19 protein-coding genes are annotated in these 25,703 nt (G+C 69.4%); 9 read left to right on the top strand and 10 right to left on the bottom strand.

The features are described 5' to 3' along the window. Window positions 1-34: 34 nt before the first annotated feature. On the bottom strand, window positions 35-1,054 hold the full coding sequence (locus tag F6B43_RS00710) for an endonuclease/exonuclease/phosphatase family protein (RefSeq protein ID WP_150447061.1): 1,020 nt from the start codon (window positions 1,052-1,054) through the stop codon (window positions 35-37). Window positions 1,055-1,236: 182 nt separating this feature from the next. On the opposite strand from F6B43_RS00710, the gene F6B43_RS00715 reads away from it, so the two are divergent. After that, complete coding sequence (locus F6B43_RS00715) at window positions 1,237-2,091, top strand: PHP domain-containing protein (RefSeq protein WP_150448340.1); 855 nt, start codon at window positions 1,237-1,239, stop codon at window positions 2,089-2,091. Between the two features lie 33 nt (window positions 2,092-2,124). Here the strand turns inward: F6B43_RS00715 and F6B43_RS00720 are convergent, their stop codons facing one another. Both F6B43_RS00720 and F6B43_RS00725 read right to left on the bottom strand, forming a co-directional pair. After that, window positions 2,125-2,565: an SHOCT domain-containing protein gene (locus F6B43_RS00720; protein WP_150447062.1), complete on the bottom strand. Its 441-nt coding sequence runs from the start codon at window positions 2,563-2,565 to the stop codon at window positions 2,125-2,127. Between the two features lie 219 nt (window positions 2,566-2,784). Further along, complete coding sequence (locus tag F6B43_RS00725) at window positions 2,785-4,275, bottom strand: DEAD/DEAH box helicase (RefSeq protein WP_150447063.1); 1,491 nt, start codon at window positions 4,273-4,275, stop codon at window positions 2,785-2,787. A gap of 207 nt (window positions 4,276-4,482) precedes the next feature. On the opposite strand from F6B43_RS00725, the gene F6B43_RS00730 reads away from it, so the two are divergent. Both F6B43_RS00730 and F6B43_RS00735 read left to right on the top strand, forming a co-directional pair. After that, window positions 4,483-5,196: a ferritin-like fold-containing protein gene (locus tag F6B43_RS00730; RefSeq protein ID WP_150447064.1), complete on the top strand. Its 714-nt coding sequence runs from the start codon at window positions 4,483-4,485 to the stop codon at window positions 5,194-5,196. Window positions 5,197-5,259: 63 nt separating this feature from the next. Further along, window positions 5,260-6,120 (top strand): hypothetical protein, encoded by an 861-nt coding sequence (locus F6B43_RS00735; protein WP_150447065.1) that lies wholly within the window; start codon window positions 5,260-5,262, stop codon window positions 6,118-6,120. Between the two features lie 19 nt (window positions 6,121-6,139). Here the strand turns inward: F6B43_RS00735 and F6B43_RS00740 are convergent, their stop codons facing one another. Both F6B43_RS00740 and F6B43_RS00745 read right to left on the bottom strand, forming a co-directional pair. After that, the gene (locus F6B43_RS00740) at window positions 6,140-6,430 is read right to left on the bottom strand and encodes a hypothetical protein (RefSeq protein ID WP_150447066.1); all 291 of its coding nucleotides are present in this window, start codon (window positions 6,428-6,430) and stop codon (window positions 6,140-6,142) included. Beyond that, window positions 6,430-6,654, bottom strand: a complete 225-nt coding sequence (locus F6B43_RS00745; RefSeq protein WP_150447067.1) for a DUF3107 domain-containing protein — start codon at window positions 6,652-6,654, stop codon at window positions 6,430-6,432. Before F6B43_RS00745 ends, F6B43_RS00740 begins: the two co-directional genes overlap by 1 nt. A 217-nt stretch (window positions 6,655-6,871) precedes the next feature. Between F6B43_RS00745 and F6B43_RS00750 the strand changes: the two genes are divergently transcribed. After that, a complete protein-coding gene (locus tag F6B43_RS00750; RefSeq protein ID WP_150447068.1) occupies window positions 6,872-9,991 on the top strand; it encodes an ATP-dependent DNA helicase in 3,120 nt (1,039 codons plus the stop codon). Then, a complete protein-coding gene (locus F6B43_RS00755; protein ID WP_150447069.1) occupies window positions 9,988-13,359 on the top strand; it encodes an ATP-dependent helicase in 3,372 nt (1,123 codons plus the stop codon). The genes F6B43_RS00750 and F6B43_RS00755 overlap by 4 nt, the downstream gene beginning before the upstream one ends. A gap of 21 nt (window positions 13,360-13,380) precedes the next feature. Here the strand turns inward: F6B43_RS00755 and F6B43_RS00760 are convergent, their stop codons facing one another. Next, window positions 13,381-14,766, bottom strand: coding sequence for a phosphotransferase (locus tag F6B43_RS00760; RefSeq protein ID WP_150447070.1), 1,386 nt, complete (start codon window positions 14,764-14,766; stop codon window positions 13,381-13,383). 88 nt (window positions 14,767-14,854) lie between these two features. Between F6B43_RS00760 and nudC the strand changes: the two genes are divergently transcribed. Together nudC and F6B43_RS00770 are read left to right on the top strand one after the other, a co-directional pair. Further along, window positions 14,855-15,781, top strand: a complete 927-nt coding sequence (gene nudC, locus F6B43_RS00765) for an NAD(+) diphosphatase (protein WP_150447071.1) — start codon at window positions 14,855-14,857, stop codon at window positions 15,779-15,781. 13 nt (window positions 15,782-15,794) lie between these two features. After that, window positions 15,795-17,588 (top strand): ATP-dependent helicase, encoded by a 1,794-nt coding sequence (locus F6B43_RS00770; protein ID WP_150447072.1) that lies wholly within the window; start codon window positions 15,795-15,797, stop codon window positions 17,586-17,588. A 776-nt stretch (window positions 17,589-18,364) separates the two neighbouring features. Here the strand turns inward: F6B43_RS00770 and F6B43_RS00775 are convergent. Then, window positions 18,365-19,756 (bottom strand): zinc-dependent metalloprotease, encoded by a 1,392-nt coding sequence (locus tag F6B43_RS00775; RefSeq protein WP_150447073.1) that lies wholly within the window; start codon window positions 19,754-19,756, stop codon window positions 18,365-18,367. Between the two features lie 126 nt (window positions 19,757-19,882). Between F6B43_RS00775 and F6B43_RS00780 the strand changes: the two genes are divergently transcribed. Together F6B43_RS00780 and F6B43_RS00785 are read left to right on the top strand one after the other, a co-directional pair. Then, complete coding sequence (locus F6B43_RS00780; RefSeq protein ID WP_150447074.1) at window positions 19,883-21,019, top strand: YlbL family protein; 1,137 nt, start codon at window positions 19,883-19,885, stop codon at window positions 21,017-21,019. 98 nt (window positions 21,020-21,117) lie between these two features. Beyond that, window positions 21,118-24,048 (top strand): UPF0182 family membrane protein, encoded by a 2,931-nt coding sequence (locus F6B43_RS00785; RefSeq protein WP_150447075.1) that lies wholly within the window; start codon window positions 21,118-21,120, stop codon window positions 24,046-24,048. Window positions 24,049-24,110: 62 nt separating this feature from the next. Here F6B43_RS00785 and F6B43_RS00790 read toward each other — a convergent pair whose 3' ends face one another. Genes F6B43_RS00790 through F6B43_RS00800 form a run of 3 tightly spaced genes read right to left on the bottom strand, consistent with a single transcriptional unit; the run spans window position 24,111 to window position 25,686 of the window. Then, window positions 24,111-25,019, bottom strand: a complete 909-nt coding sequence (locus tag F6B43_RS00790) for a prenyltransferase (RefSeq protein ID WP_150447076.1) — start codon at window positions 25,017-25,019, stop codon at window positions 24,111-24,113. Next, window positions 25,016-25,333 carry a lycopene cyclase domain-containing protein gene (locus F6B43_RS00795; RefSeq protein ID WP_150447077.1) on the bottom strand — a complete coding sequence of 106 codons (318 nt, stop codon included), beginning with the start codon at window positions 25,331-25,333 and terminating at the stop codon, window positions 25,016-25,018. Before F6B43_RS00795 ends, F6B43_RS00790 begins: the two co-directional genes overlap by 4 nt. Next, on the bottom strand, window positions 25,330-25,686 hold the full coding sequence (locus F6B43_RS00800) for a lycopene cyclase domain-containing protein (protein WP_150447078.1): 357 nt from the start codon (window positions 25,684-25,686) through the stop codon (window positions 25,330-25,332). The genes F6B43_RS00795 and F6B43_RS00800 overlap by 4 nt, the downstream gene beginning before the upstream one ends. Between the last annotated feature and the right edge of the window lie 17 nt (window positions 25,687-25,703).

Here is a 25,703-nt window from a genome sequence, read left to right on the forward strand (position 1 = left end):
GAGCCGGTGCGCGGGTTTCCGCGGCCGGCGCGTGTCAGCCGGCGGGTTCGAGCTGGACGATGAGAGGGCGGTGGTCGCTGCCCGACGCATCGAGGTTGCGGAGGACGACCGAGCCGGTGGCCCGCCAGTTCGCCGACGCCATCACATGATCGATCGGCGCGCCCAGGAGCGCAGGAAACGCGGTCGTCCACGTACCGACACCGCCGTTGTCCGTCTCCGCTGCGGCGTCGTGACACCGCCCCAGAGCGCCGCCGTCTGTGCCGAGCCCGCTCATGTGGTCGAGCGTGGCGTTGAAGTCCCCGGCCATGATCACGTTGTCGGCGGCGCACTGATCGGCGAGCCACTGCAGATCGCTCCGCCAATCCTGCATGTAGCTCTGCCTCGGCGCGACGGCGTGCGCGGCCACGACGATCGGACCGTCGCCGGTCGTCGGCATCGCCACGGCGCTGGGCACGGTGGAGGTGTTGCTCGTCCCGTCCTGTGAGGACTCGATGACGGAGTAGCTGCCCATGCTCGGCGAGATGAGGAGGGTCGTGGAACCCGCATCCCACTGGGTCGACGGATTGGCGGCGTGGTGCGCCCACATGGGGTGCCCGAGGTCGCGCATCGCGATCGCCACCTGTTCCCCGGTCTCGATCGTCGTCTCGGGGAGCGTCACGATGTCGGCATCCATCGCCACCGCGATCTGCGCGATCTCCTGCGGCGAGGTGGCCGTTCCCGCGGTGTTCCACGTCATCACGCGGACGCTGGCCTCTGTCTTGGCCGGCAGTGCGTCGGTGCCCATGCCGCGCGAGAACACGATCGCGCCGTTGGCTCCGCCGGCGACCAGCGCGATGAGGGCGAGTGAGAGCGCGAATGCGCGGATCGGCCTGATGATCGCCAGGAGCAGGGCGACGAGCATGAGGGCCGCGAACCCCAGGGCGACCAGACCTCGGAACGACACCAATTGAGCGATCGGGAACGTGCGCTCCAGGTGGAAGAACTGCGGCCAGGTGAGGATCGCCGCCGCGGCCGCGCAGAGCAGGGCGAAGAGTATTCCGAGCAGGCGCAGCACGCCGCAAATCTATGTCAGCAGTCTGGGAGATCCCGGCGTACCGCCCCTGTTCTCTCCCTCCGCGAGACCGGATGGGCGCCACGAGACCGCAACAGATGCGCCCGGTCTCGTTCCGCCCATCCGGTCTCGCGGAGTGAAAGAGGGGGGCGAGCGGGGGGCGGTACGCTCGGGGGGTGGAGGGGATGCAGCGATTCGCAGGGCCGAGCGACCTGCACCTGCACTCCGTGCACTCGGACGGCACCGAGTCGGCGGCCGAGGTCATGGCCTCGGCGCATCGGTACGGACTTCGGACGGTGGCGCTCACCGATCACGACACCACGTCGGGGTGGGCCGAGGCGGCCGAGGCGACGGCATCCCTCGGAATGACCTTCATCCCGGGGATGGAGCTGTCCGCCAAGTACGAGTGGCGGAGCGTCCACGTGCTCGCGTATCTGATCGACCCGGATGACGCCGCCCTCCGGGCGATGACCGATCGGATCCGCTCGTCGCGGCTCGATCGCGCGCGCACCATGGCCGATCGCATCTCGCGCGACTACGACCTGGACTGGGACGACATCGTGGCCCAGACGTCGGACGGGGCCACGGTCGGACGTCCGCACATCGCCGATGCGCTCGTCGCGCGTGGGCACGTGCACGATCGGACGGAGGCGTTCGCGAGCATCCTGAGTCCAGCGGGCGACTACTACGTCGCGCTGTATGCCCCTGACCCGGTCACCGCGGTCCGGCTCGTGACAGGCGCGGGGGGCGTGGCGATCATCGCCCACCCCGCGGGACGCGCCGGTCTGCTGCCGATGACCCTGATGGAGCGGATGCTGGAAGCAGGCCTCGGCGGGTTCGAACTCGCCCACCGTGAGAACCTCGAACCGGGCGTGCGAACGCTGCGTCGGCTCTGCGTCGAGCGCGACCTGATCGTCACGGGGTCCAGCGACTACCACGGGTCGGGCAAGCCGAACCTGCCGGGCGAGAACACGACGGCCGATGACATGGTCGCCCGTCTCATCTCTCGTGCAACGGGAAGCGCCCCCGTCTACGCATAGACGAGGGCGCCTCCGGGCGGCAACGGCGAGCGATCAGCCGAGCGCCTTGGTCTTGATCTGGTCGTACTCGGCCTGGGTGATCGTCCCTGCATCCAGGAGCGTCTTGGCCTTGGCGATCTCGTCTGCGGGGCTCGATGCCGCGGCGCCGCCTGCGACGGACTGGATGTACGCCGCCTGAGCCTCCTGCTGCGCTTTGGCCTGAGCCTGGCCGCGCTCGGCCATTCCCCGGCCACGCGCGATGAGGTACACCAGCGCGGTGATGAAAGGGAAGAACACCAGGAAGACGATCCATACGGCCTTCCACCAGCCGTTCAGCTTGTGGTCGCGGAACAGGTCTCCCAAGATCGCGAAGAGCACGAAGAGGTAGGCGACGAAGACGAAGATCCACAGGAACCACCAGATGATGTCCCAGAAGGAGCCCCAGAAGCCCTGATATTGGTAGCCGGTCGTGGTGACGGCTTCGATGAATCGCACGGTGTGTGCCTTTCGAATGATGTGACGAGGACATGCGGGCAGGATGCGTCATCCCGGCCGCGGTTTCACCATAGCGGCCCGTGTGCCGGCATCCGTCACGGCTCCCGCCGGCTCGCCGCCGACCGCACGAGAACAGGAGATCTCACCGGCGCAGGACGAATCGGCGTGAACCGTCCTGTCGCGGTGAGATCTCCTGCGTCGGTGCGAGAGTCCTGAGCGTCAGGCGCCCGCGGGGGCGCCGCTCGGACGTGAGCCGCCACGGCGACGGCGACGGCGCCGCGGAGCGGCATTGCCGTCGTGGTGCTCGTTGCCGCCGCCGTCATGCGTGCCCTCGCCGTCGTTGGCGTCGTTCGCGCCGTGCACGGCGATGACCTCGGTCGTCGTGGCCGCGGGCGCGGAGGCGGGGCCGGTCGATCCGCCGGTGCGGCGGCGGCGACGGCTGGCGTCTCCGTCGCGTCCCCCGGAGCGATCCGAGCCGGCCGAGCGCCCGGCATCCTGCGTCTTGACCGTCTGGGTGCGGGGTGCCGTGCTGAGGCGCCCCTTGGTGCCGGCGGGGATGTCGAGGTCGGAGAACAGGTGCGGGCTCGACGAGTAGGTCTCGGTGGGCTCGGGCTGGCCGAACTCGAGCGCGCGGTTGATGAGCGCCCACTTGTGCAGGTCGTCCCAGTCGACGAACGTCACGGCGATGCCCGTCTTGCCTGCACGACCCGTGCGGCCCGCGCGGTGCAGGTAGGTCTTCTCATCGTCGGGGATCGTGTGGTTGATCACGTGCGTGACGTCGTCGACGTCGATGCCGCGCGCGGCCACATCGGTCGCGATCAGCACGTCCTTCTTGCCGGCCTTGAACGCGGCCATCGAGCGCTCACGCGCCTCCTGGCTCATGTCGCCGTGCACCGACGCGGTGTTGAACCCCCGGTCGCCCAGCTCGTCCGAGAGGCGCTGAGCGGCACGCTTGGTGCGGGTGAAGATGACGGTCTTGCCGCGACCTTCGGCCTGCAGGATGCGGGCGATGACCTCGTCCTTGTCGAGCGAGTGCGCGCGGTAGACGAGGTGGCGGATGTTTGCCTGGGTCAGGCCCTCGTCGGGATCGGTCGCCCGGATGTGGATCGGGTTCGACATGAAGCGACGCGCCAGAGCGACGATCGGACCGGGCATCGTCGCCGAGAACAGCTGGGTGTGGCGGATGGCCGGCACCTTCTGGAAGATCTTCTCGATGTCGGGCAGGAACCCGAGGTCGAGCATCTTGTCGGCCTCGTCGAGCACGACCTCGGTCGCGTGCGAGAGATCGAGCAGGCGCTGGTTGTTGAGGTCGATCAGTCGCCCGGGGGTGCCGACGACGATCTGCGCGCCCGCCTTGAGCTGTTCGATCTGGCCCTCGTAGGCCTTGCCGCCGTAGATGGCCACCACGCTCGTGCTGCGGCCCGAGGTGAGCATGTCGATGTCTTCGTAGACCTGCACGCACAGCTCGCGGGTCGGAACGACGATGAGCGCCTTCACGCCGTGTTCGGGGTTGGGTCCGAGGCGCTGCACAACGGGGATGCCGAATCCGAAGGTCTTGCCCGTTCCGGTCTTGGCCTGGCCGATGATGTCCTGACCGGGCAAGCCCAGCGGGATCGTCTGCTCCTGGATGGGGAAGGCATCGACGATGCCCTTGCTGGCGAGGACATCGATGATGTCCTGATCGACGCCGAGTTCGGCGAAGGTCGTCACGATATGAGCCTGTCTGGCGGTGAGATGCCGCCGGGGTGAAGGTTCCACGCCCTTCACTCAGCCACAGGCGCGGGGGCCCGATCCGATGCCGGGACAGCTCAACGATACCGGGCTTTGCACGGATCGCCGGAATGACGGCATCCCCGCGCTTGTGAATCACGTGGCGCCACCGCGTGACGGCGGGAGGTCGGCGGCTAGGCTGTGGGCGTGGTGAAGTGGTTCTGGCAGCGCCGCCCCGCGGACCGGGTGCTCAGTCTGCGCTCCCGGGGCGACCAGGGCGATGCGACTCGCGTCGACTTCGCAGAGCTCGCGCCAGAGGTCGACACCTTCCTCGGTCAGGCCGCGTACCTTCAACTGGGCTACTTCGAGACACTGAGCGAACTGATCGCCTCCACCCCCGAGCTCGCCGAGAAGGAATCGCTCTCGCGCGCGGCGGGTGCGGCGCTCACCAAGCACGAAGCCCTCATCGCGCTCATCCGCGAGCGCGGCGACGACCCGACATCACTCATGCTTCCGTTCCGCGAGCCGCTGGACGCATTCCGTCGCGCCACGCACGGCGATCGTCCGCAGGAGACGATGCTCTCGGTGCACATCACGGCGGGGATGCTGGACGACTTCTACTTGTCGCTCTCCGCCAGCTATGGCGATACCGGGCGAAAGGTCGCACGCATCCTGCAGGCCGACGATGACCGGCAGGCGATCGTCGACATCATCGGCGCCACGATCGGCAGCGACCCGCAGTGGCGCTCGCTGCTCGCCCTGTGGGGCAGACGCCTGGTCGGTGACACCCTGCTCATCGCGCGTGCAGCGCTGCGGCCCTCCACGCTCGAGGTCGCCGATGAGAAGAAGGTGGAGCCCGTCTTCACGGCGCTCATGTCGGCCCATTCCCGTCGCATGGACGCGATGGGCCTCGCGGCTTAGCGAAGCCGGTCAGAGTAGCGAAGCCGGTCAGAAGCGATGCGGGCCACACGTCAGCGGCGCACGATGAGGGGCATAGGGGCGGGCCTGGCCGCGTGTGCGCTGCTCGGCACAGCCCTGACCGGCTGTACGCCGACGGATGCGCCGACGCCGCTCCCCGCGCCGACGGGCGTGAGCGTGTCGATCAATCAGGATCGCCTCTACATCGCGAAGGGTGAGGCTTCGATCGTGATCGCCAACGCCGGCTCGGATGCGATCTCGCTGGCGAGCGTCTCGTACTCGACGTCGAGTCTCACCGACGCGATCGCGTGGTCCGGCCAACTGCGGATTCCCGCCGGATCGAAGCGATCAGTCACCTTCGCCGTCCCCGGCACCGACTGCGCGGGGGATCCCGCCGAGACCGGGACCGCCCGGATCGCATTCACCACTCCGGCCGGTGCGACGTCCGCGGACTACGCCGTCGACGATCCGTACGGTTTCCTCGGCAGGCACCAGGCGGCTGAGTGCTTCGCGCAGAAGCTCGCTGCGACGGCATCCGTCGAGATCACCGATGTCACCACCAAGACGACGGATGCCGGGCTCGTCGCCGTACTGACGGTGACCGCGACCGTGCACGGCGATCAGGGGATCCGCCTCGATTCGGTCAAGAGCACGACGCTCCTGCAGCCCGCCGGCGGCGGTTGGACGTGGGAACCGGCCACGACGGTCGAGCCCGGCCACACGGCGAGCGTTTTGCTGGAGGCCGTGCCGGCCCGATGCGATCTGCACGCGATCGCCGAGGACAAGGTCGGGACCCGGTTCGACACGACGGCCGAACTTCTCGGCGAACCCGCCGCGACCGGCACGCTCACGCTCGTCGCGAGCGACGCCCAGCGAGGCGCCCTGTTCGACTACGTGGTCGCGGCATGCGGATCGCCCACGCCATGAGCGCACCCGGGTGACCGGTCTAAGAGATCCGGAGTCTCGCGCGCTCGCGGGTGTCGCGTGCCCTGCGCACGCCGCCCAGCACCCGGAGGATCGGATACACGATCGGGAACGGTGCGATGAATGAGACGAGCCAGATCCATGGGTTGTCGATTCCGACGCCCGCCCACGTGAAGATCAGCCAGACGACTCCGCCCACGATGGCTCCGATCACGGGGCCCACCGCCACGCCCCGCGTGTCGCGCCCGGGCGCGGCGTAGTGCGCGGCGATCCCGAAGACGGCGCCGACGATGAGGGCGAGGAGGATCTGCATCAGGCGACGAAACCGACGCGGCGCGACTCCTCGGTGCCGAGCTCGATGTAGGCGAGACCACTCGTGGGCACGATGTAAGAGTTGCCCTTGGTGTCGCTGAACGTGACGTGGGTGGCGCCGGCGTCGAGTGCGGTCGCGACCGACTTCTTGACGGCGTCTGCCGGCTCGCTCGTCTCGAAGCTGAGCTCACGGCCGGTGTTCGCAATGCCGATGCGGATCTCCACGGTTTCTGCCTTTCTGCCTTCCCGGCGATGTCCGAGAACTCGGATCTGCCTGGCGCATGGCAACTCTACGACACCCCGGCGGGCCGTCCGGTCGTGCCCTGAACGCTCTCGGCGAACGCGGTTCGGGCCGGGCGGGAGTGCCTCGCCCGTGCCGCCGCGCAGTGGGGCGGCACGGCGGCGCCGCTGCCGTGTCGGCGCGTCGCGATAGCGTGGCCGGATGATCGAACGGCTGGACGACGACCAGCGCACGGTCGTCGCACTGCCCCCGCATGTCTCGGCCGTCGTCGCCGGCGCACCCGGCACGGGCAAGACCGAGACGCTCGTCGCACGCGTGGCAGCTCTCGCCGCCGCGGGGGTGGATCCCGACGCGATCCTCGTGCTGACACCCTCGCGTCAGACCGCCACCGCGCTGCGCGATCGCCTCGCGCTCGTGGTCGGCCGCGCCACGAGCGGTCCGATCGCGCGGTCGGTGTCGTCGTTCGCGTTCCAGCTCGTTCGCGCCGCCGAGGTGTTCCGCGGCAGCGAACCACCGCAGCTCCTCACCGGCGGAGATGAGGATCAGCTCGTTCAGGACCTGCTGGACGGCGATGCCGACGATGAGCGCGACGGCCGTTCGCGGTGGCCCGAGTGGATGGGCCCGAGCATCCGGTCCACTCGTGGATTTCGCACAGACGTGCGCACCTTCCTCAGCGAGTGCACCACTCTGGGCATCGAGCCCGCACGTCTGGCCGAGCTCGGGCGCGAGCAGGGGGTCGATGCCTGGCTGTCACTGGCGTCGTTCTTCACCGAGTATCTGCGCGTGCGCGCCGATATGCGCGGTGCCCATCGCGATGCGGCCGGGCTGGTCCGCGAGGCTGTCGGCATCCTGCGCACGGCGCCGCGGGGCGCTGCCTCCGAGCTCGGAGCGGCCGGCCGGATCGAGGTGATCCTCATCGATGACGCGCAGGAGCTCACCCTCGGCGGCGTCGAGCTGATCGAGGCGTGTGCGGCCCGCGGCCTTGCCGTCATGGCCTTCGGCGATCCCGACGTGGGCTCCGGCGTCTTCCGCGGCGCGACGCCCGAGAACTTCGCCCGGATCGCCCGGCGTCTGGGTGATCCTCTCGTGCTGGCGACAGCGCATCGCGGTACGCGAGGTCAGATCGATCTCGTCCGCACGATCACGCAGCGCATCGGGGCGGTGGGGGTGGTCGCGCATCGCCGGCCGCCGTCGGCCGAGGCGACGGACGGGTCGGTGCGCACGCTGACGCTGCGCTCGGCATCCGAAGAGTTCGACGCGATCGCCCGGCTGCTGCGCGAACGCCATGTGCACGACGGCGTGGCGTGGGGAAAGCTCGCGGTGATCGCGCACGACACCCGCCAGGTCGCCGCCCTCGAGGCCGAGCTCGCGGCCCGCGAGGTGCCCGCCAGGGCCAGTGGACCCGGTCGTGCCCTCGGCGTGCTGCGGCCGGTGCGCGACCTGCTGCGACTCGTCGAGCTTGCGACGCGAGACGCAGCGACCTGGACGCCCGACGAGCTCTCCGACGCGCTCCTCGGCGCGTACGGCGGACTCGACCCGATCGAGCTGCGACGCCTGCGCACCGCGATGCGGCACGCCGAACTGGCAGCGGGCGGGGAGCGCTCGGGCACGGAGCTCATCGCTTCGGCGCTGGCCCAGCCGCTCGAATTCGACCTGGTCGACACGCGCGAGGCGCGGCGGGCCGCACGAGTGGCCCGCAGCCTCTCGGCGCTGCGCGAGGCGCACGCGGCCGGTGCGACGATCCACGAGCTCCTCTGGACGGCGTGGGACCAGAGCCGGCTGGAGCGGGCGTGGAGTGAGGCCGCCCGCGGCGGCGGCCCGCTCGCCGAACAGGCCGGGCGCGACCTCGATGCGGTCGTCGCCCTGTTCGAGGCGGCGAAACGGTTCGTCGAGCGTGGGCGCGATGCCGACCCCCGCGCGTTCCTGCGGGGCATCCTCGACAGTGACGTCGCCGAAGACCGTCTGGCCGCTCCGCCGCCGGTCGACTCGGTGCGCATCCTCACACCCGCCGGTGCGCTCGGCGCCGAGTTCGACACCGTCGTGGTGGCGGGCGTTCAGGACGGCGTCTGGCCGAACACGCGTCTGCGGGGGAGCCTGCTCGACACCTGGCGGCTGGCGGATGCGGCGACCAGAGACGATGCGCCTGCTCCCGGCATCCTTGACCGGCGCCGCTCCGCGATGCACGACGAACTGCGACTCTTCGTCCGGGCGGCTTCGCGTGCGCAGGAGCGCCTGATCGTGACGGCGGTCGACGACGACGACACCGGGCCGAGCGCCTTCTTCGAGTTCCTCCCGACGCCGGAGCGTGCGACGCGTGCGATGGAGCATCCGCTCTCGCTCCGTGGGCTCGTCGCGCTGCACCGCCGCGCACTCACCGACCCGGCGGGTGTTCGCGCTCGAGATGGTTCTGTCTCGCGCGCTTCCGGGCAGCTCGCCCTGCTCGCCGACGCGGCGGTTCCCGGCGCTGACCCGGAGCACTGGTACGGCGTCCCCGCGGCCACTTCCCACGCACCCCTGCGCGACCTGGCGCACGAGGACGTCAGGGTGTCGCCCTCGCGGCTGCACACGTTGGAGGAGTGCGAGCTCAATTGGGTGATCGGCGACCTCGGCGGCGACCCGGGCGGTACGACGGCCGGCATCGGCACGATCATCCACGCCGCACTCGAACACGCCGACGGCACCGACGAGGAGAGCCTCTGGCGGATCGTCGAGGATCGCTGGGGCGAGTTGTCGTTCGAGGCGGAATGGCGCGATCGCGCCGAACGCACGCGTGCCCGCGACCTCGTGCGCCGTCTGCACCTCTATCTGCGTCGTTTCGACGACGCGGGCGGCCGTCTCATCGGTGCCGAGCCCCACTTCGAGGTGGCGATCCCCGTCGATGACGAGCAGGAGTTCGAGCACGGTGTCGTCCTCTCGGGCTACATCGACCGCGTCGAGCTCACTCCCGAGGGCACCGTGGTGATCATGGACCTGAAGACGGGTAAGCGTGAGCCGCAGACTGATGCGAAAGTGCTCGACAACCCCCAGCTCGCCGCGTATCAGCTCGCGTTCGAGGCGGGTGCGATCCCTGAGGCGGTCGGGCATCCTCCCGGCGGGGCGCAGCTGCTCGTGCTGCGTCCCACCTCGCGCGCCGACTACGTCACGCCGCGGCAGCCGCCGTTCGACGATGAGCGACGGGCGGCGTTCATCGGGCGCATCCAGTCCGCGGTCTCGGTCATGCGCGGGACGAGCTTCGAGGCGCCCTACGAGGAGCACTGCCGCGACGAGCACTCGTACGGACTGTGTCGCATCCACACGATCGGGGCGGTGAGCGCCTCGTGAGTCACGCCGAATCGGCGGTCCTCCTCTCCGCGAAGGTCATCGCGGCGGCCCTCGGTCAGTTCGCGCCGACGGCCGAGCAGACCGCCGTGATCGAGGCGCCGCTCGAGCCCGCTCTCGTCGTGGCCGGGGCGGGCAGCGGCAAGACCGAGACGATGGCGGCGCGCGTCGTGTGGCTGGTGGCGAACCGCATCGTGCGACGTGACGAAGTGCTCGGCCTCACGTTCACCCGCAAGGCGGCGGGTGAGCTGGCCGAGCGCGTGCAGAAACGCCTCGGTCGGTTGGCCGAATTCGAGCGGCGCGGGCTGCTGTCCGCGCTCCCCGCGCTGTGGGAGGCGGGCGCGCTTGACGTGTTCGCCCGGATCGAGCGAGATGACTCCGGCGGCGGTTCGGCGAAGGACGCGGCGAGGCACGCCGCGCTCGACCGGCTCGCGGCGGGCCTGCCCGACCGCGGGGAGACGATCGATGAGGGGGATGCTGCAGCGTCCGATGCTCTTCTGCATCGCCCGAACATCTCGACCTACAACAGCTTCGCTGACGGGATCGTGCGGGAGAACGCCGTGCGCATCGGCTGGGATGCAGAGGCGGCGATCCTCTCGGAATCGGCCGCGTGGCTGCTCATGCGGCGCGTCGTCCTCGCCTCGGACGATCCGAGGCTCGAGAGCCGCGGAGAGGCGGTGCGGAGCATCATCGACGGAGCGCTCCGGATCGCTCGCGACAGCGTCGACAATCTCGTGTCGCTCGATGAGCTCGCCGGTTTCCCCGAGCGATTCGCGAGCGTGCTCGATCGCCCCTCCACGAGAAAGGGCACGGTCGTCTACGCCGACGTCGTCGAGGCGGCCGAGAAGGTCGGTGCGCTGCCCCTCCTGACCGATCTGGCGCGAACCTACGCGGCACAGAAGCGCCGCCTCGGTGTCCTGGACTTCTCCGACCAGGTCGCGGGCGCGCTCGAGGTCGTCCGCAGCCACGAGTCCGTCGGCCAGGAGCTGAGGACGCAGTATCGCGTCGTGCTGCTGGACGAGTATCAAGACACGTCGGTCTCGCAGACCGATCTGCTCGCCACCCTCTTCGGAGGCACGGCGGTCATGGCGGTGGGCGACCCCCACCAGGCGATCTACGGGTGGCGGGGCGCGAGCGCGGGCAATCTCGGGGGGTTCGGGGCCGCCTTCTCACCCGATCGCCCGTCGGCCACCTACTCGCTGCTGACGAGCTGGCGAAACAGCGCCCGCGTGCTGCAGGCGGCGAACGCGGTGCTGGAGCCCCTGGCCTCGGTGGCGACCATCCCGGTCGGGGAGCTCCTCCCGCGACCGCTGGCCCCGTCAGGCGATGTGCAGATCGCGTTCGAGACCGATCTGGATGCCGAGGCGGACCGTGTGGCGGAGTGGTTCGAGCGCGTGCGCGCCGAGCGCGCGGCGACCGGCGCTCGGACGACCGGGGCGGTGCTGTTCCGCAGCAAGAAGCACATGGTGCGATTCGGCGACGCACTCGGACGGCGCGGAATCCCGCACCGGATCCTGGGCCTGGGCGGCCTTCTCTCCACTCCCGAGGTCGTGGATGTCGTCTCGGCGTTGCGCGTGATCAGCGATCCGTCGGCCGGCTCGCCGCTCATCCGCCTGCTCGCCGGACCCCGCTGGTCGATCGGGCTGGCGGACCTCCGGGCACTGGCCGAGCTGGCGCGGCGCATCGCCCGGCACGACTCCGCCCTTGCTCCGCTCACCCCCGAGGTCGCCGAGCGCGTGCGCTCCGGTGCCGGTGACGACAACGCGTCGCTGGTCGACGCCCTGGACTTCGTGCTGCGCCACCAGGCCGACCACGGCTGGCTCGAGCCGTTCACGCCCGCAGCGCGCGAGCGGCTGCGAGAGGCGGCATCCGTCTTCGCGGGTCTGCGTCAGGCGATCGCACTGCCCGTCCCCGAGCTCGTGAGGCTCATCGAACTCGAGCTGCGGCTCGATATCGAGCTCGCGGCGAACGAGGCCCGCGGGCCGGCTCGCATCGCATCAGCGCAGCTGCGGGCGTTCGTCGACGAATTGCACGCCTTCCTGGCGGCGGACGAGTCGGGGTCGCTGTCGAGCCTGCTCGCCTGGCTCGACCATGCCGAGCAGCTCGACGAGTTCGCGCCGCGCACCGAACCGCCCGAAGACGATGTCGTCCAGCTGCTCACGATCCACGGCTCGAAGGGACTCGAATGGGACGCGGTGGCAGTCGTCCGTCTCGTCAAGGACGAGCTGCCCAGTGCTCCGCGCGACAGTCGGGGCTGGCTCCACTTCGGCATCCTGCCGTATGCGTTCCGAGGTGACGCGCAGTGGTTGCCCCGCCTTGCGTGGGAAGCGGAGGTCGCGCCGACCCAGCAGGATCTGCGCACGGCGATCGACGATTTCATCTCGGCCAACCGAGCCCGTCAGCTCGACGAAGACCGGCGCCTTGCGTATGTCGCCGTCACGCGTGCCCGTGATCACCTGCTCCTGACGGGTTCGCCGTGGTCCGGGACAAAGCGTCCGCGCCAACGGAGCGCGTTCCTCGACGAGATGGCGACAGCGCTCGGAGTCGATCTGCGCCTCGACGAGCCCGGCGATAACCCGTACACGGGGGAGCGGCGCGTCCTGAGCTGGCCGATCGATCCGCTCGGCTCGCGACGCCCCGCTGTGATGCGCGCGGCCGAGGCCGTACGCGCCGCACAGCGTGCCGAGCGGGTCGCTCCTGAGACCGACCTCGCCCTCCTGCTGGCCGAGCGGGCCGCGCGCCGCGCTCCTGCGGCGGGAACAGCACCCACCCGTATCCCGGCGTCGCGCTACAAGGAGTTCGTCTCCGATTACGCCGGCACCGTGGCGGCGATCGAGCGGCCTCTTCCCGAGAAGCCGTATCGGCAGACACGACTCGGCACCCTCTTCCACGCGTGGGTCGAGAACCGCTCGGGGATCGCCGGGTCCGGTACGTCGCTCGACGATGCCCTCTGGGAGAGCGACGCGCTCTGGGAGGGTGGCCAGGACGGTCCCTCGGCCACGGGCGGCGGGGCTGAGGATGCCGCAGACCTCGCACGCCTTCAGCAGATCTTCGAGCGCTCGGAATGGGCGGCTCTGCGCCCGATCGAGGTCGAGACCGAGATCGATTTCACCGTCACCGACTTGGACGGCCTGCCGCACGTGATCATCTGCAAGCTCGACGCCGTGTATCGCCGTGCCGATCGTGGGGATCGGATCGAGATCGTCGACTGGAAGACCGGCCGGCCACCGACGACGGCTGCGGAGCGCGAGGCGCGGATGCTGCAGCTCGAGCTGTACCGCCGCGCCTACCATGCGAAGCACGGCGTACCCGTGGACGAGATCGACGTCGCCCTCTACTACGTCGCGGACGACCTCGTCCTGCGAGGCTGACGGAACGGGCGAGGTCTCGGGTCAGGATTGCTCGGCCGTCCAGCGGCGCAGGGCCGACTCGGCCGATCTGTCGTTGTCGGCCTGCACATCGTCGTCGTCGGAGGGGGGAGGCTCCGCGGGGGATGCGTCGGCGGCGCCCTCGGTCCGGCCGCGCGCGGCGGTGCTGCCGTCCCATCCGGTTGTCGACGCCCACGTCGCGATGTCGATCGGGAGCGGATCGATCGGGGCGGTCGAGTTCTCGTCGGGACTCTCGGTCCCGCTCGAGGGGAAGCGCTCATCCTCCGAGGCCGAAGAGCCGGCGAACGAACCGCTGTCCGAGCCCTGCACGGCGCCCGTCTCACCCTCGGCGGCGATCCAGAGGGAGAGTTCCTCGGGGTCGTACGCGTCGGTCTGCATCGAGATGTCGCCGGTCGCGGGTGCCGCCTCCGGCACGCGGTCCAGAAGCGCGATGGCATCGTCGACGCCGAGCGCGGGATCCGTCAGGAGGTCCTCATCCAGCACGCCATCGGACAGCGCGGTGAGCAGGGCGACGGCGTCGTCGATGATCTCGTCGCGTCCGATCTCGGCGCCGTGGACGAGCCACTTGGCGAATTCCAGCTCGGCGTACAGGCGTGCGCGTTCCCGCAGCAGCGCATCCGGTGCGCGCCGGGAGCGCTGCGCGTACGCGTCGTACACGTCTGCGGCGGCGGTCGGAGCGGAAGCGAGCCACTGAAGATCCGTGGCGGGATCGCCGACGGAGAGGCCGTGCCACTCGAGCACGCCGGTGACGGTCGGTAAGCCCACGACGTCTTCGAAGAGGAAGGACGCGGCGCCTGCTCCGCCGAGTACGACGGCGGATTCGAACCGCCACAGCTCGTCGGCCGCGATCGCCCGCCGCCATCGGCCGAGCAGCCGGGACGGGACGCGTCGGGTGGCTTCTGCGCGATCGACGAGGCGCGCCGCCTCGTCGCGGGTCTGGGCAGGAGTGCGGGCGGGGAGCCCTTCGGTGCGCACGATCGACAGGGGCAGTCCGTGCAGAGCAGCAAGAGCTTCGCCGATGGACGTGGCGGCACCACGGCCGGGGGGCAGGTGCGCCGCATCGACGCGGTAGCCAGGGAGGAAATCGACCACCACCGCCCGGGCGTTCTGCAGGCCTGCTTCGCCGAGCACCTCGGGCGCGCGGAACGGCAGCAGTCCGCGCACACCTGGGGTCAGCGCGCGGAGCGCTCGCACTTCCGCCGCGAGTTCCACGGCCACCTCTGCATCGACCGGAGCGCGCACGACGACGCGGCGTCCGTCATCGAGTTCCGCGACCGCGGAGTCGTATCGTCCCGTCGAACCCTCGGTCAACGCCCCGACACCCACGACCCCGACTCTCGGCAGGGCCGAAGCGACCGACGCGGCTAGAGTGAGAGGAGAGCGTGCCATGAGCCCAGGGTAGGTCGGGTGCGCCCGCCCGGCCTCGCGCCACGCCCGCTAGTCGACCAAGCTGTCGACCGACGCAGAGAGGTCTCGGATGACGGCGCACGAGGATCAGGTGCCCCCCATCGTGCCGCCGCCGCTGGCGCGGCCGGGCCTGGACCGCGCGGGCGAGGAGCGCGCCGAGGATGGCCTCGTCGATCGTCTCAGGGCGGATGCTGCCACCCGCGTGCTGGTGCTGCACGGCGATGCTGCTCCCCTCGCCGGAGCCGGACGACTTCTGTTCGTCCCTCCCGGTGAGGTCCCCGAGGGTGCAGAGTGGGCGTTCCTCGGCCGCACCACAGGCCGTCACGCCGTCCTCACCGCCGTGTTCGCGCGCGAGGCCGCCCAGCCGCTCCCCGGGCCGCGGGAGTGGGGATCTCTCCGTGCGGTCGGCGGCGAGCTGACCGCCGAGGACGCCGGACTCTTCGTGGCGGCGTTGAGCCTCGGGCGCTGGCTGTTGGACGCACCCTTCTGCCCGTTCTGCGGGACCCGTACGACGGTGCACAACGCGGGCTGGGCGCGGCATTGCCCGAACTGCGGACGCGAGCACTTCCCGCGCACGGATCCCGCCGTCATCGTCGCCGTCGCGAGCGCTCAGCATCCGGATCGCCTGCTGCTCGGATCCAACGCGATGTGGGGTGCGAACCGATTCTCGTGCTTCGCGGGCTTCGTCGAGGCGGGGGAGTCGCTCGAGGCGGCGGTGTCGCGCGAAGTGCGCGAGGAGTCCGGCATCGATGTGGTGGACGTCCGCTATCGCGGATCTCAGGCATGGCCGTACCCCCGGTCTCTCATGGTGGGGTTCCACGCCACGGCGGCCGATGACGACACCGCGCTCGCCGACGGCGAAGAGATCGTCGAGGTCAGGTGGTTCGATCGCAGCGAGATCGCGGCGGGCCTGGCGGGCACCGGCGACCTGCTTCTGCCGGGTCCGGCATCCATCGCCCGACAGCTCATCAGCGACTGGCTCGGGGGAGCCTCGTGAGGAAGAGCCGGTCATGAGCGAAAGCGCCCTCCACGGTCTGGATGAGCGCCAACTCGAGGCGGTGACAGCGCTGCGCGGACCCGTGCTCGTGCTTGCCGGTGCAGGCACCGGCAAGACCAGGGTGATCACGCATCGAATAGCTCATGGCGTCGACACCGGCGCGTATTCGCCCGGTCGGGTGATGGCGGTGACCTTCACCTCGAAGGCCGCCGGCGAGATGCGCGGCCGCTTGCGCGCGCTCGGCGTGGAAGGCGTCGCGGCCCGCACATTCCATGCCGCGGCCCTGGCGCAGCTCAACTTCTTCTGGCCGACGCTCGCAGGGGATTCGGCGCCCACGATCGTCGACAACAAGGTCCGCCTCCTCGCGCATGCGGCCGACACGATCGGCATCCAGCCAGATACGGCGACTCTGCGCGATGTGGCGAGCGAGATCGAGTGGCGCAAGGTGACGATGCGCAGCATCGAGGCGCACGCGGCTGCACGGCCGGGGGGCGTCGGCAGGCTCGAGGCCGGCCGAGTAGCCGACCTGCAGCGCGCGTACGAGAAGCTCAAGGACGAACGTCGCCAGCTCGACTTCGAAGACGTCCTGCTCGCGTGCGCGGGCATGATCGAGGCAGAGCCCCACGTGGCTGCGGCGGTCCGCGAGCAGTACCGTCACTTCACCGTCGACGAGTTCCAGGACGTCTCGCCCCTGCAGCACCGCCTGCTCGAGTTGTGGCTCGGCGATCGCCGTGACATCTGCGTCGTCGGCGACGCGAGCCAGACGATCTATTCGTTCGCGGGTGCGGACTCGCGCTTCCTTCTCGATTTCGATCGCCGCTACGACGATGCGCACGTCGTGCGCCTGGAGACGAACTACCGATCGGACGCGTCGATCCTCGCGGTGGCCAACGCGCTCATGCGCGACCGGCCCGGGGCGCTCCACCTGCAGCCTGCGCCCTCGGGGCCGCCCGGCAGGACGATGGACATCGCGCCGCCGACTGTCACGGCCTATCCGGATGAGGTCGCCGAAGCGAAGGGCGTGGCCGCGGAGATCGCCGCCCGGGTCCGGTCGGGAGTGGACCCGCGACGGATGGCGATCCTGTACCGCGCCCATGCGCAGTCCGCCGAGCTTGTGCGGGCGCTCGCCGATGCGGGGCTCGCGGCGACCGTGCTCGGTGGCAAGCGCTTCTTCGACATCCCGGAAGTGCGCCAGGCCGTCATGGCACTCCGCGGAGCATCCGTTGCTCCGCAGCAACGCGGCTTCCTCGACGGGGTGAGGGACGTGCTGCGTTCGCTCGGTCTGACCGAGGAGCCGCCCCCGGCGGGAGGTGCGCTCAGAGACGCATGGGAGGCGCGCTCCGCGCTCGCTCGCCTCGCCGAGGAGGCGCCCCCCGGCACGACCCTCCGTGCGTTCACCGACGACCTCATGGCGAGGGCGCGGGCGCAGCACGAACCGGCGATGCGCACGATCACGCTGGCGACACTCCACGCCGCGAAGGGGTTGGAGTGGGATCACGTGCATCTGCTCGGGGTCGCCGAAGGCCTCCTCCCGATCAGCTATGCGACGACCTTCGAGCAGATCGACGAAGAGCGGCGACTGGCCTACGTGGGAATCACGCGGGCCGGGCGAACGCTCTCGATGTCGTGGTCTCGGGGTGAGGGACAACGGGAGCGATCGCCGTCGCGGTTCCTCCAGGAGATCGGCACGGGGACGAGCAGCACAGACAGTCTTCGTGCGGTCGATGCGCGCGCCACGTCCGGCGCAGCGAATCGCCGTGCAGGGTCAGGGAGTGCCCCACTCGAGGGACCTCGCCGAGCGCGCTGAGCATCCGCGCGGCGACCAGGCCGGCCTCGCCCGCGGTCGCGGACTCGATGGAGGGGCCCGGTCGCCCGACCAATTGCGCGGCGATGAGCGGCCACGACGGGTCGGTGTCCCGTCGACGGGCGGCGAGACACGCGAGGCACGCGGTCACCCCCGGGACGATGAGTGGCCCGATCTCGACGCGGCCGGCGGTGAAGACGATCGGCAGGTGGACGATGTCGTTCGCCATCAGCGGGGTGACGCGGCGTGGCTCGATGAGATGGTCACCCACGACGATCAGCGGTCCTGCGTCGGGCGGTGGTTCGCGGGGCGCGCCGTACCAGGTCGACTTCTGGACGCTCCATCCTGCGCACGCGACGGCGCGTGCGATCTCGTCGGCGACGGCGGGCGGGTGGTGCTCGGACGTCTGCACTGTCACGACGTGATTCGCACCCGGATGTGAGGACTGCGCGCGTGTCAGCGCGGGCGTGAGCTGGCTGAGCAGTTCGCGCGCCTGCGCGAGCGTCGCTCCGGATACGTGCGCGACCGCCTCGAAGGCCTCGTCGGGCACACCGCGTACGAGCTCGTGCACGAGCCGCTGCTGCCACGGCTTCGGGTCGTCGATCACGACGACGGCGTCGGCGCCGAACTGCAGGCTCGAGGGACTGCGCCAGAGCGGAGGATGATCGGGGTCGACACGGGGCATCCCCCGATCATGCCCGCCGTCGCATGCGTCGGCACGACTGTCCACAGAGCCGGCCGCCCAGGCCCCCGACAGGGCGCCTGGGGAGGAGCGGGTGCTAGACCGGCTTCGGGTCGTCCGAGCCCTGGTCGTCCTGCCCGGGGGAATCGATGCCGCCGTCGCCCTCACCGGCCAGAAGCCGGTCGAGCGCGTCGTCGAACTCGTCGCGGACCGGTTCTTCGCCGCGCGCCCGTGCCTCGAGCCGTGCGACGAGGGCTGCCGGATCGTCGATGTCGTCGGAGGTGGGCATGAGGTCGGGGTAGTCCCAGAGGGCGTCCCGTGCGGCGATGCCGACGGCATCCGTCACGGCGCGCCACATGGCGGCCGCTTCTCGCATCCGGCGCGGGCGCAGCTCGAGGCCGACCAGCGAATTGAGCGCCTGTTCGGCGGGGCCGCCGACCGCGCGACGCCTGCGGACCGCCTCGGCGATCCGATCGGCGGACGGCAGCCGTGACGTTGCGGCTCCCGTGACCACATCCACCCAGCCCTCGATCGTGGCGAGCAGGTTCTCGAGCCGGGCGAGCGCGGCGTTCTGTGCGTCCGACCGGGCAGGGATGAGCGCACCGCTCTCGAGCGCGCGGCGCAGCTCCTCCGGTTCGGACGGATCGAAACGGGAGGCGAGTTCCTCCAGCGCGTCGGTGTCGACGTGGATGCCCCGCGCGAAGTCGTTCACCTGTGACATGACGTGCAGCCGAAGCCAGCGGGCATGACGGAACAGGCGCGCGTGCGCGAGCTCTCGAGTTGCGATGTACAGCGCGAGCTGGTCTTCGGGGATCTCGAGGTCTCGCCCGAAATCCGCGAAGTTCTGCGGCAGGATCGCCGCCTCACCGGCAGGCATCACCGGGATGCCGACGTCTCCGCCGCTGACGACCTCGGTCGAGAGCCGCCCGAGCACCTGGCCGAGCTGCGAGGCGAAGAGCGATCCGCCGACCGTGCGCATCAGGCGGCCCGCGCCCTTCACGAGGTCCTGCATCTCTTCGGGAGCCTGCTCGCTCAGCGTTGCCGTGAGCGCGTCGGCGATGCTCGTGGCGACGGGTTCGGCGAGCTCCTGCCAGACGGGCAGCGTCTCTTCGACCCATCCGCCGCGAGTCAGGGCGCGGGGAGGCGTGGCAAGCTCTGAGATCGCGGTCGCCTCGCCGAGCCAGAGCGTGGCCAGCGCGAACGCCTGATCGAGGTCGGTGCGCTCCCCGTCGGTGACGCCGAGGCCGTCCTGGTTGGCGATGTGGAGGGCCTGTCGCTTGGCGGCATCCCACGAGATTCCGCCGTCGGTCCCGCCGGCCGCGAAGGCGCCCTGCAGCTGCTGCATGACCGCCCGCATCATCGCGGGATCGATCTGCATGCCCGCGAGCCGCTCGAGCTGCTCCGGGTCGATCTCTCCACCGGAGCCGCCGAACAGCTGCCGGATCAGCTCCTGGAACTCCTCTTCAGGACTGCGATCCTCATCCGCCACTTCAGCCGCCTTTCAGCCAGGTCAAGACCTCTCCATCTACGCTAGTCGCACGGATCATCGCACCTCCCGGCCGAGACCTTCCTCGCTTACGCCGGTCGCGAACGACCAGGCAAAGAAAGGGCTCCCGTGGCGCTGTTCGACGAGAACGTGACGATCACCCCTGCCCCGCGGCGGAGGATGGGCCGGTCGACGGTGGCCGGAGTCTGGGCACTGGCCGTCGCCCTCGTTGTGCTGCTGGTCATCACGTTCCTGCCCACCGCGTACGTCATCCAGCAGCCCGGTCCCGTCTACAACACGCTGGGCACGGTGCAGAGCACAGACGGCTCGGAGGTGCCGCTCATCTCGATCTCTGGTGCCGAGACATACCCGACCGCCGGTGCCCTGGACCTCCTCACCGTGCAGGTCGTGGGAAATCGCGAGCGGACGCCGTCGTGGTTCGAGCTCGCCTCGGCATGGTTCGATCCGTCCCGCGCCGTTCTGCCGATCGACTCGATCTTCCCGATCGGTCAGAGCACGGATCAGCGGAATCAGGAAAGCGCCGCCATGATGGTCGATTCGCAGAAGGAGGCCACCGCGGCCGCGCTCACCGAACTCGGCTACACGATCACGGCCGACCTGACGGTGCACTCGATCGTGGACGGGTCGGCAGCGGCGGGCGTGCTCGAAGAGGGCGATGTCATCCTGTCCGCGAACGGCCAGAAAGTCACCGATGCCATGACCTTGCGCCAGATCGTCAATGCGGGCGACGGCGCGCCCGTCAGCCTCGACATCGAGCGCAACGGGGTCGCGCAGACCGTTTCGGTCACGCCGAAGCAGGCCGATTCCAACGGCGAGCAGGTGTGGCTGATCGGGGTGACCCTCGTCAACGACTACGTCTTCCCGATCGACGTGACTATCCAGCTGAACAATGTCGGAGGTCCGAGCGCCGGGATGATGTTCGCGCTCGGCATCATCGACACGCTCACTCCCGGCGAGCTCAACGGGGGGCAGAACGTGGCCGGGACGGGCACGATCACCGCCGACGGCACGGTGGGACCGATCGGTGGCATCCAGCAGAAGCTCTGGGGTGCCAAGGGTGCGGGAGCGCAGTGGTTCCTCGCGCCGGCGTCCAACTGCGACGAGGTCGTCGGTCATGTTCCGCCGGGTTTGCGAGTGTTCTCGGTCGCCACTCTGTCCGATTCGATGAAGGTGCTCCAGACGATCTCATCGGGAGGCGACCTCGATGCACTGCCCACTTGCACCGCCACCAGCACGACCAGCTGACGAGCACGATCGCGATCGATGCGCGAACGTTGCGTAACCGTGAGTCCCCATAGCGCTTCCTCGGCATATGCCCAGAACGGCCAACCTAGGATGAGACGGTGACCACGTCGTCCTCTCCAGCCTCATCTGCCGCAGGGCCAGCCGCCCCGCACCGCACTCGCCGGATCATCGCGATCTCGCTCGCGATCATCGTCGGACTGGTCGTGGCGTTCTTCATCTTCGCGAACCTGTACACGGACTGGCTGTGGTTCCGCCAGCTCGGGTTCGACTCGGTGCTCGTCACGCAATGGACGGCGCGCGTCATCATGTTCGTCGTCGGGTTCCTCGGCATGGCCGTGCCGGTCTGGCTCGCGATCCAGCTGGCCTACCGCCTGCGGCCGGTGTACGCCCGGCTGAGCTCGCAGCTGGACCGCTACCAGGAAGTGGTAGAACCGCTCCGTCGCCTGGCGATGTGGGGCATCCCGGTCTTCTTCGGATTCTTCGCGGGCTTCGCCGCGTCCGCCCAGTGGGACACGACATGGCTCTGGTTCAACGGCGTCCAGACGTCCGTCACCGACCCGCAGTTCGGTCTCGACACGGGCTTCTACATGTTCGCGATGCCGTTCTACAGCTCGCTCCTCGGCTTCGCATCTGCGGTGCTCCTGATCTGCCTCTTCGTGACGGCCATCGTGTCGTACCTGTACGGTTCGGTGCGGATCGGTCAGCGCGAGCTGCGCATCTCGAAATCGGCCCGCATCCAGCTCGCCGTGATCGCCGGGCTCTACATCCTCGTGCAGGGGGTGAGCCTCTGGCTCGATCGTTACAAGACGCTCGTCGAGCCCGGTGATCGCATCACCGGCCCCGGCTACACCGGGGTTCACGCGACGATCCCGGGTATGACGATCCTCGCGATCGTCGCCGTGCTGGTCGCCATCCTGTTCTTCGTGACCGCGCTCATCGGGCGCTGGCGCTATCCGCTCATCGCCACGGCGCTCCTGGTCGTCTCGGCGATCGTGCTCGGCGTCGGCTACCCGTGGATCGTCACGACGTTCCAGGTCAAGCCCAACCAGCTCGCACTCGAGCGCGAGTACTACCAGCGCAACATCGACATGACGAAGGCCGCCTACGGCATCGACGGTCTCGTCAAGAGCGACTACGACGCGGTCACCACCGCCTCGGCCGGGCAGCTGCGTTCGGACGCCGAGACGACCGCATCCATCCGCATCATGGACCCCGCGATCATCAACCCGACCGTCGCGCAGCTCGAGCAGTACCGGTCGTACTACCAGTTCAAGGATCCGCTCGACGTGGATCGGTACACGATCGACGGGCAGTCGCAAGACACGATCGTGTCGGTGCGCGACCTGAACCTCGGTGCGCTGGGTCAGGCGGCGTCATGGCAGAACACCGCGCTCGTCTACACGCACGGTTACGGACTCGTCGTCGCCAAGGGCAACGAGCGCACGGTGGACGGCGACCCGGTCTTCCTGGAGAGCGGGATCCCTGCCAGTGGGTTCCTTTCGTCGGATTCGTTCGAGCCGCGCGTGTACTTCGGCGAGAACTCGCCGCCGTACTCGATCGTGGGTGCACCGAGCACGACCGATCCGATCGAGCTGGACTACCCGTCGGGCAAGGACGGGGCGAACGAGACCAAGACGACGTTCACCGGAAACGGCGGACCCAGCGTCGGCAACGTGTTCGATCGGCTGCTGTACGCGCTGAAGTTCCAGTCCGAGCAGATCCTGTTCTCGGACTACATCAACCAGGACTCGCAGATCCTGTACGACCGCGATCCCGTGACCCGCGTGCAGAAGGCAGCGCCCTACCTGACGCTCGACAGCGACCCGTACCCGAGCGTGGTGGACGGCAGGATCGTATGGATCGTGGACGGCTACACGACGAGCGCGACCTACCCGTACTCGACGACCGTGAGTCTCGCCTCAGCCATCGCCGACACCAACAACCCCACACCGCGGTTCGCCCTCGACAACATCAACTACATCCGCAACTCGGTCAAGGCCACGGTCGACGCCTACGACGGCAGCGTCAAGCTCTACGCGTGGGACGAGACCGACCCGATCCTGCAGACGTGGCAGAAGGTCTACCCGAACACCCTCAAGCCGATCAGCGACATGTCGGCCCAGCTCATGAGCCACGTGCGGTACCCCACCGATCTGTTCAAGGTGCAGCGCTCTATGCTCGGGGTCTACCACGTCGACGACGCGCAGTCCTTCTACCAGCGCGACAACGCGTGGGCCACACCGGACGACCCGCAGGATCCCAACCGCCTGCAGCCGCCGTACTACCTGACGATGCAGATGCCGGGGCAGACCGATCCGGCGTACTCGATGTTCACGTCGTTCATCCCGTCGTCAGAGGGCGCCAACTCGCGGAACGTCCTGATGGGCTATCTCGCCGTCGACTCCAACGCCGGTGCGGATGCGGGCACCAAGAGCGCCGACTACGGCAAACTGCGGATGCTCGAGATCACCGCGGATACGACGATCCCCGGCCCGGGGCAGGTGCAGAACACGTTCAACTCCGATCCGTTGATCTCGTCGCAGATCAACCTGCTCAAACAGGGCCAGTCGCAGGTGCTGAACGGCAACCTGCTCACCCTGCCGGTCGGTGGCGGATTCCTCTACGTCCAGCCCGTCTTCGTGCAGGCCTCGACGGGGACTCAGCTGCCGCAGCTGAGGAAGGTGCTCGTCGCCTTCGGTACGCAGGTCGCCTTCGAGGCGACGCTGAATGACGCCCTGAACACGCTCTTCGGCGGTAGTTCCGGAGCCGCAGCAGGAGACCAGACCGTCCAGCCCGGCGACCAGACGACCCCGACTCCTGGGGCGACCCCGACACCGGGCGACACGTCGTCCCCGTCCCCGTCGCCGTCGCCGTCGACATCCGTGGCCTATCAGGCCGCGCTCCAGGCGGCGTCCCAGGCGATGATCGATCGGCAGGCCGCGTTGCAGGCGGGCAACTGGACGGCGTATGGCGAAGCCGATGCGCGCCTGACGGCAGCGGTCCAGCAGCTCATCGCCCTCGGCGGCTGATCCGGCCTCCACGAAGAACCCCGCACCTGCGTCGTGCGGGGTTCTTCGTCCGACCCCGGCCGTCAGCCCGTCAGCAGCCAGAACCAGATCAGCAGCAGGGTGACGCCGAATCCGGCGATCTGATTGATCCAGAGGAATCGACGCCAGCCCCTCGTCGCGTCGGACGCCGTGTCATCGGTGATCCGGCGGAACGGCCAGACGGCCGCGAGGTACGGCAGGACGAGGAGTGCGGCCAGCGGCCCGGGCCATGCCGTGATGAGCATCGCCACGCCCGCCGCGGCATAGCAGACGAGGGCGAACCAGACCGTCCAGCGCGCCCCGCGCACGGTCGCGATCGAGGAGATGTCGGCCTCGCGGTCGGCCACGACATCCTGCACCGCTCCGAACGCGTGCGACGCCACACCCCAGAGCGCGAACGCGACGATGATCGCCGCGAGCTGCGGGGTCCACAGTGCGCCCGCGAGCACCAGCGCGTACACGGCGGGTGAGAAGAAGTGGATGCTGCTGGTCGCCGAGTCGGCGAACGGCACCTCTTTCAGCCGCAGCGGGGGAGCACTGTAGAACACGACGAAGAAGAGGCTGATGGCCAGCACCAGCCACGACAGCGGTGAGCCGACGATCACGAGGTAGACCACGAAGGGGATGCAGGTGAGCGCGGCAGCCCACAGTGTGATGCGGTGCATCCGCCGATCGAGCACGGCGCCGTGAGTACCGCCCTTGCGGGGGTTGCGCAGATCGGACTCGTAATCGAACACGTCGTTGATGCCGTACATCGCCAGGTTGTACGGCACGAGGAAGAAGATCGTGCCGAGGACGAGGGTCAGGTCGATGTGCCGCGTGGTCAGGAGGTAGGCCGCCGCGAACGGGTAGGCCGTGTTGATCCAGCTGACCGGCCGCGACGCGATGAAGAGCTCGCGCAGGACGGATCCTGCTCTCAGCTTCTCGGGGGGCGAATCCACATGCTCGATCATGTCACCCGCGGCTTCCGCGGCCGGCGGCCGATCAGGGTGAAGAGCGCAGGCACGAGGAACGCGGCGCACAGGGGGTACGAGAAGTCTTCGATCGGTGCGAGCCCGATGCGGATGCCGCTCACGTGCGTGGTCGGGTAGGTGAACAGCCCGGCCGCGATCATGAGGTTGTCGAAGACGGCGGTCAGGACGACCAGGATCACCGCGGCGATGGTGGATGCCAGCATCCGGCGCCCGAAAGCCGGTCGCCGCACCGTGCACAGTGTCACCACGAGTGTGGCGATGACGAAGGGGAGGACGATGAGCGGATAGGTCATGAATCTCGTCCGTCCTCATCACCCGGTGCCGAGCGCCCGGGTCTCCGCGCGAGCCGCCGGTTCGCCCAGCCCGATGCGACCACAGCGAGGTAGCACAGGAAGGCGAGGAAGAAGGGCTCTTCGATCGGAAGCTGCGGCGCCAGATCGATGCCGAGGAGAAGGGCGCTCCCACCCTTGACGAACACGCCTGTCGCGATCCCGACGGCGTCCCAGACGAGGAAGAACGTCGTGCCGATGACGATCGACACGGTGGTGCGCACCGGTGCCCGCCAGAACGCGAGCGACAGACGAGCGTCGATCGCGACGATCCCCGCGGCGGACACGAGGATTGCGATCAGATAGATTCCGGGCACGTCGCAACCTGGGTCAT

Origin of the sequence: Microbacterium rhizomatis (assembly GCF_008710745.1) — a bacterium.
In the GTDB taxonomy this organism is placed as follows: Bacteria; Actinomycetota; Actinomycetes; order Actinomycetales; family Microbacteriaceae; genus Microbacterium; species Microbacterium rhizomatis.

What these genes read in the sequence shown, in the direction of transcription:
- nudC (WP_150447071.1), top strand. Translation starts at nt 14,855, where the DNA reads ATGACGGCGCACGAGGATCAGGTGCCCCCCATCGTGCCGCCGCCGCTG.
- F6B43_RS00760 (WP_150447070.1), bottom strand. Translation starts at nt 14,766, where the DNA reads ATGGCACGCTCTCCTCTCACTCTAGCCGCGTCGGTCGCTTCGGCCCTG.
- F6B43_RS00795 (WP_150447077.1), bottom strand. Translation starts at nt 25,333, where the DNA reads ATGACCTATCCGCTCATCGTCCTCCCCTTCGTCATCGCCACACTCGTG.
- F6B43_RS00750 (WP_150447068.1), top strand. Translation starts at nt 6,872, where the DNA reads ATGATCGAACGGCTGGACGACGACCAGCGCACGGTCGTCGCACTGCCC.
- F6B43_RS00740 (WP_150447066.1), bottom strand. Translation starts at nt 6,430, where the DNA reads ATGCAGATCCTCCTCGCCCTCATCGTCGGCGCCGTCTTCGGGATCGCC.
- F6B43_RS00790 (WP_150447076.1), bottom strand. Translation starts at nt 25,019, where the DNA reads ATGATCGAGCATGTGGATTCGCCCCCCGAGAAGCTGAGAGCAGGATCC.
- F6B43_RS00770 (WP_150447072.1), top strand. Translation starts at nt 15,795, where the DNA reads ATGAGCGAAAGCGCCCTCCACGGTCTGGATGAGCGCCAACTCGAGGCG.
- F6B43_RS00715 (WP_150448340.1), top strand. Translation starts at nt 1,237, where the DNA reads ATGCAGCGATTCGCAGGGCCGAGCGACCTGCACCTGCACTCCGTGCAC.
- F6B43_RS00735 (WP_150447065.1), top strand. Translation starts at nt 5,260, where the DNA reads ATGAGGGGCATAGGGGCGGGCCTGGCCGCGTGTGCGCTGCTCGGCACA.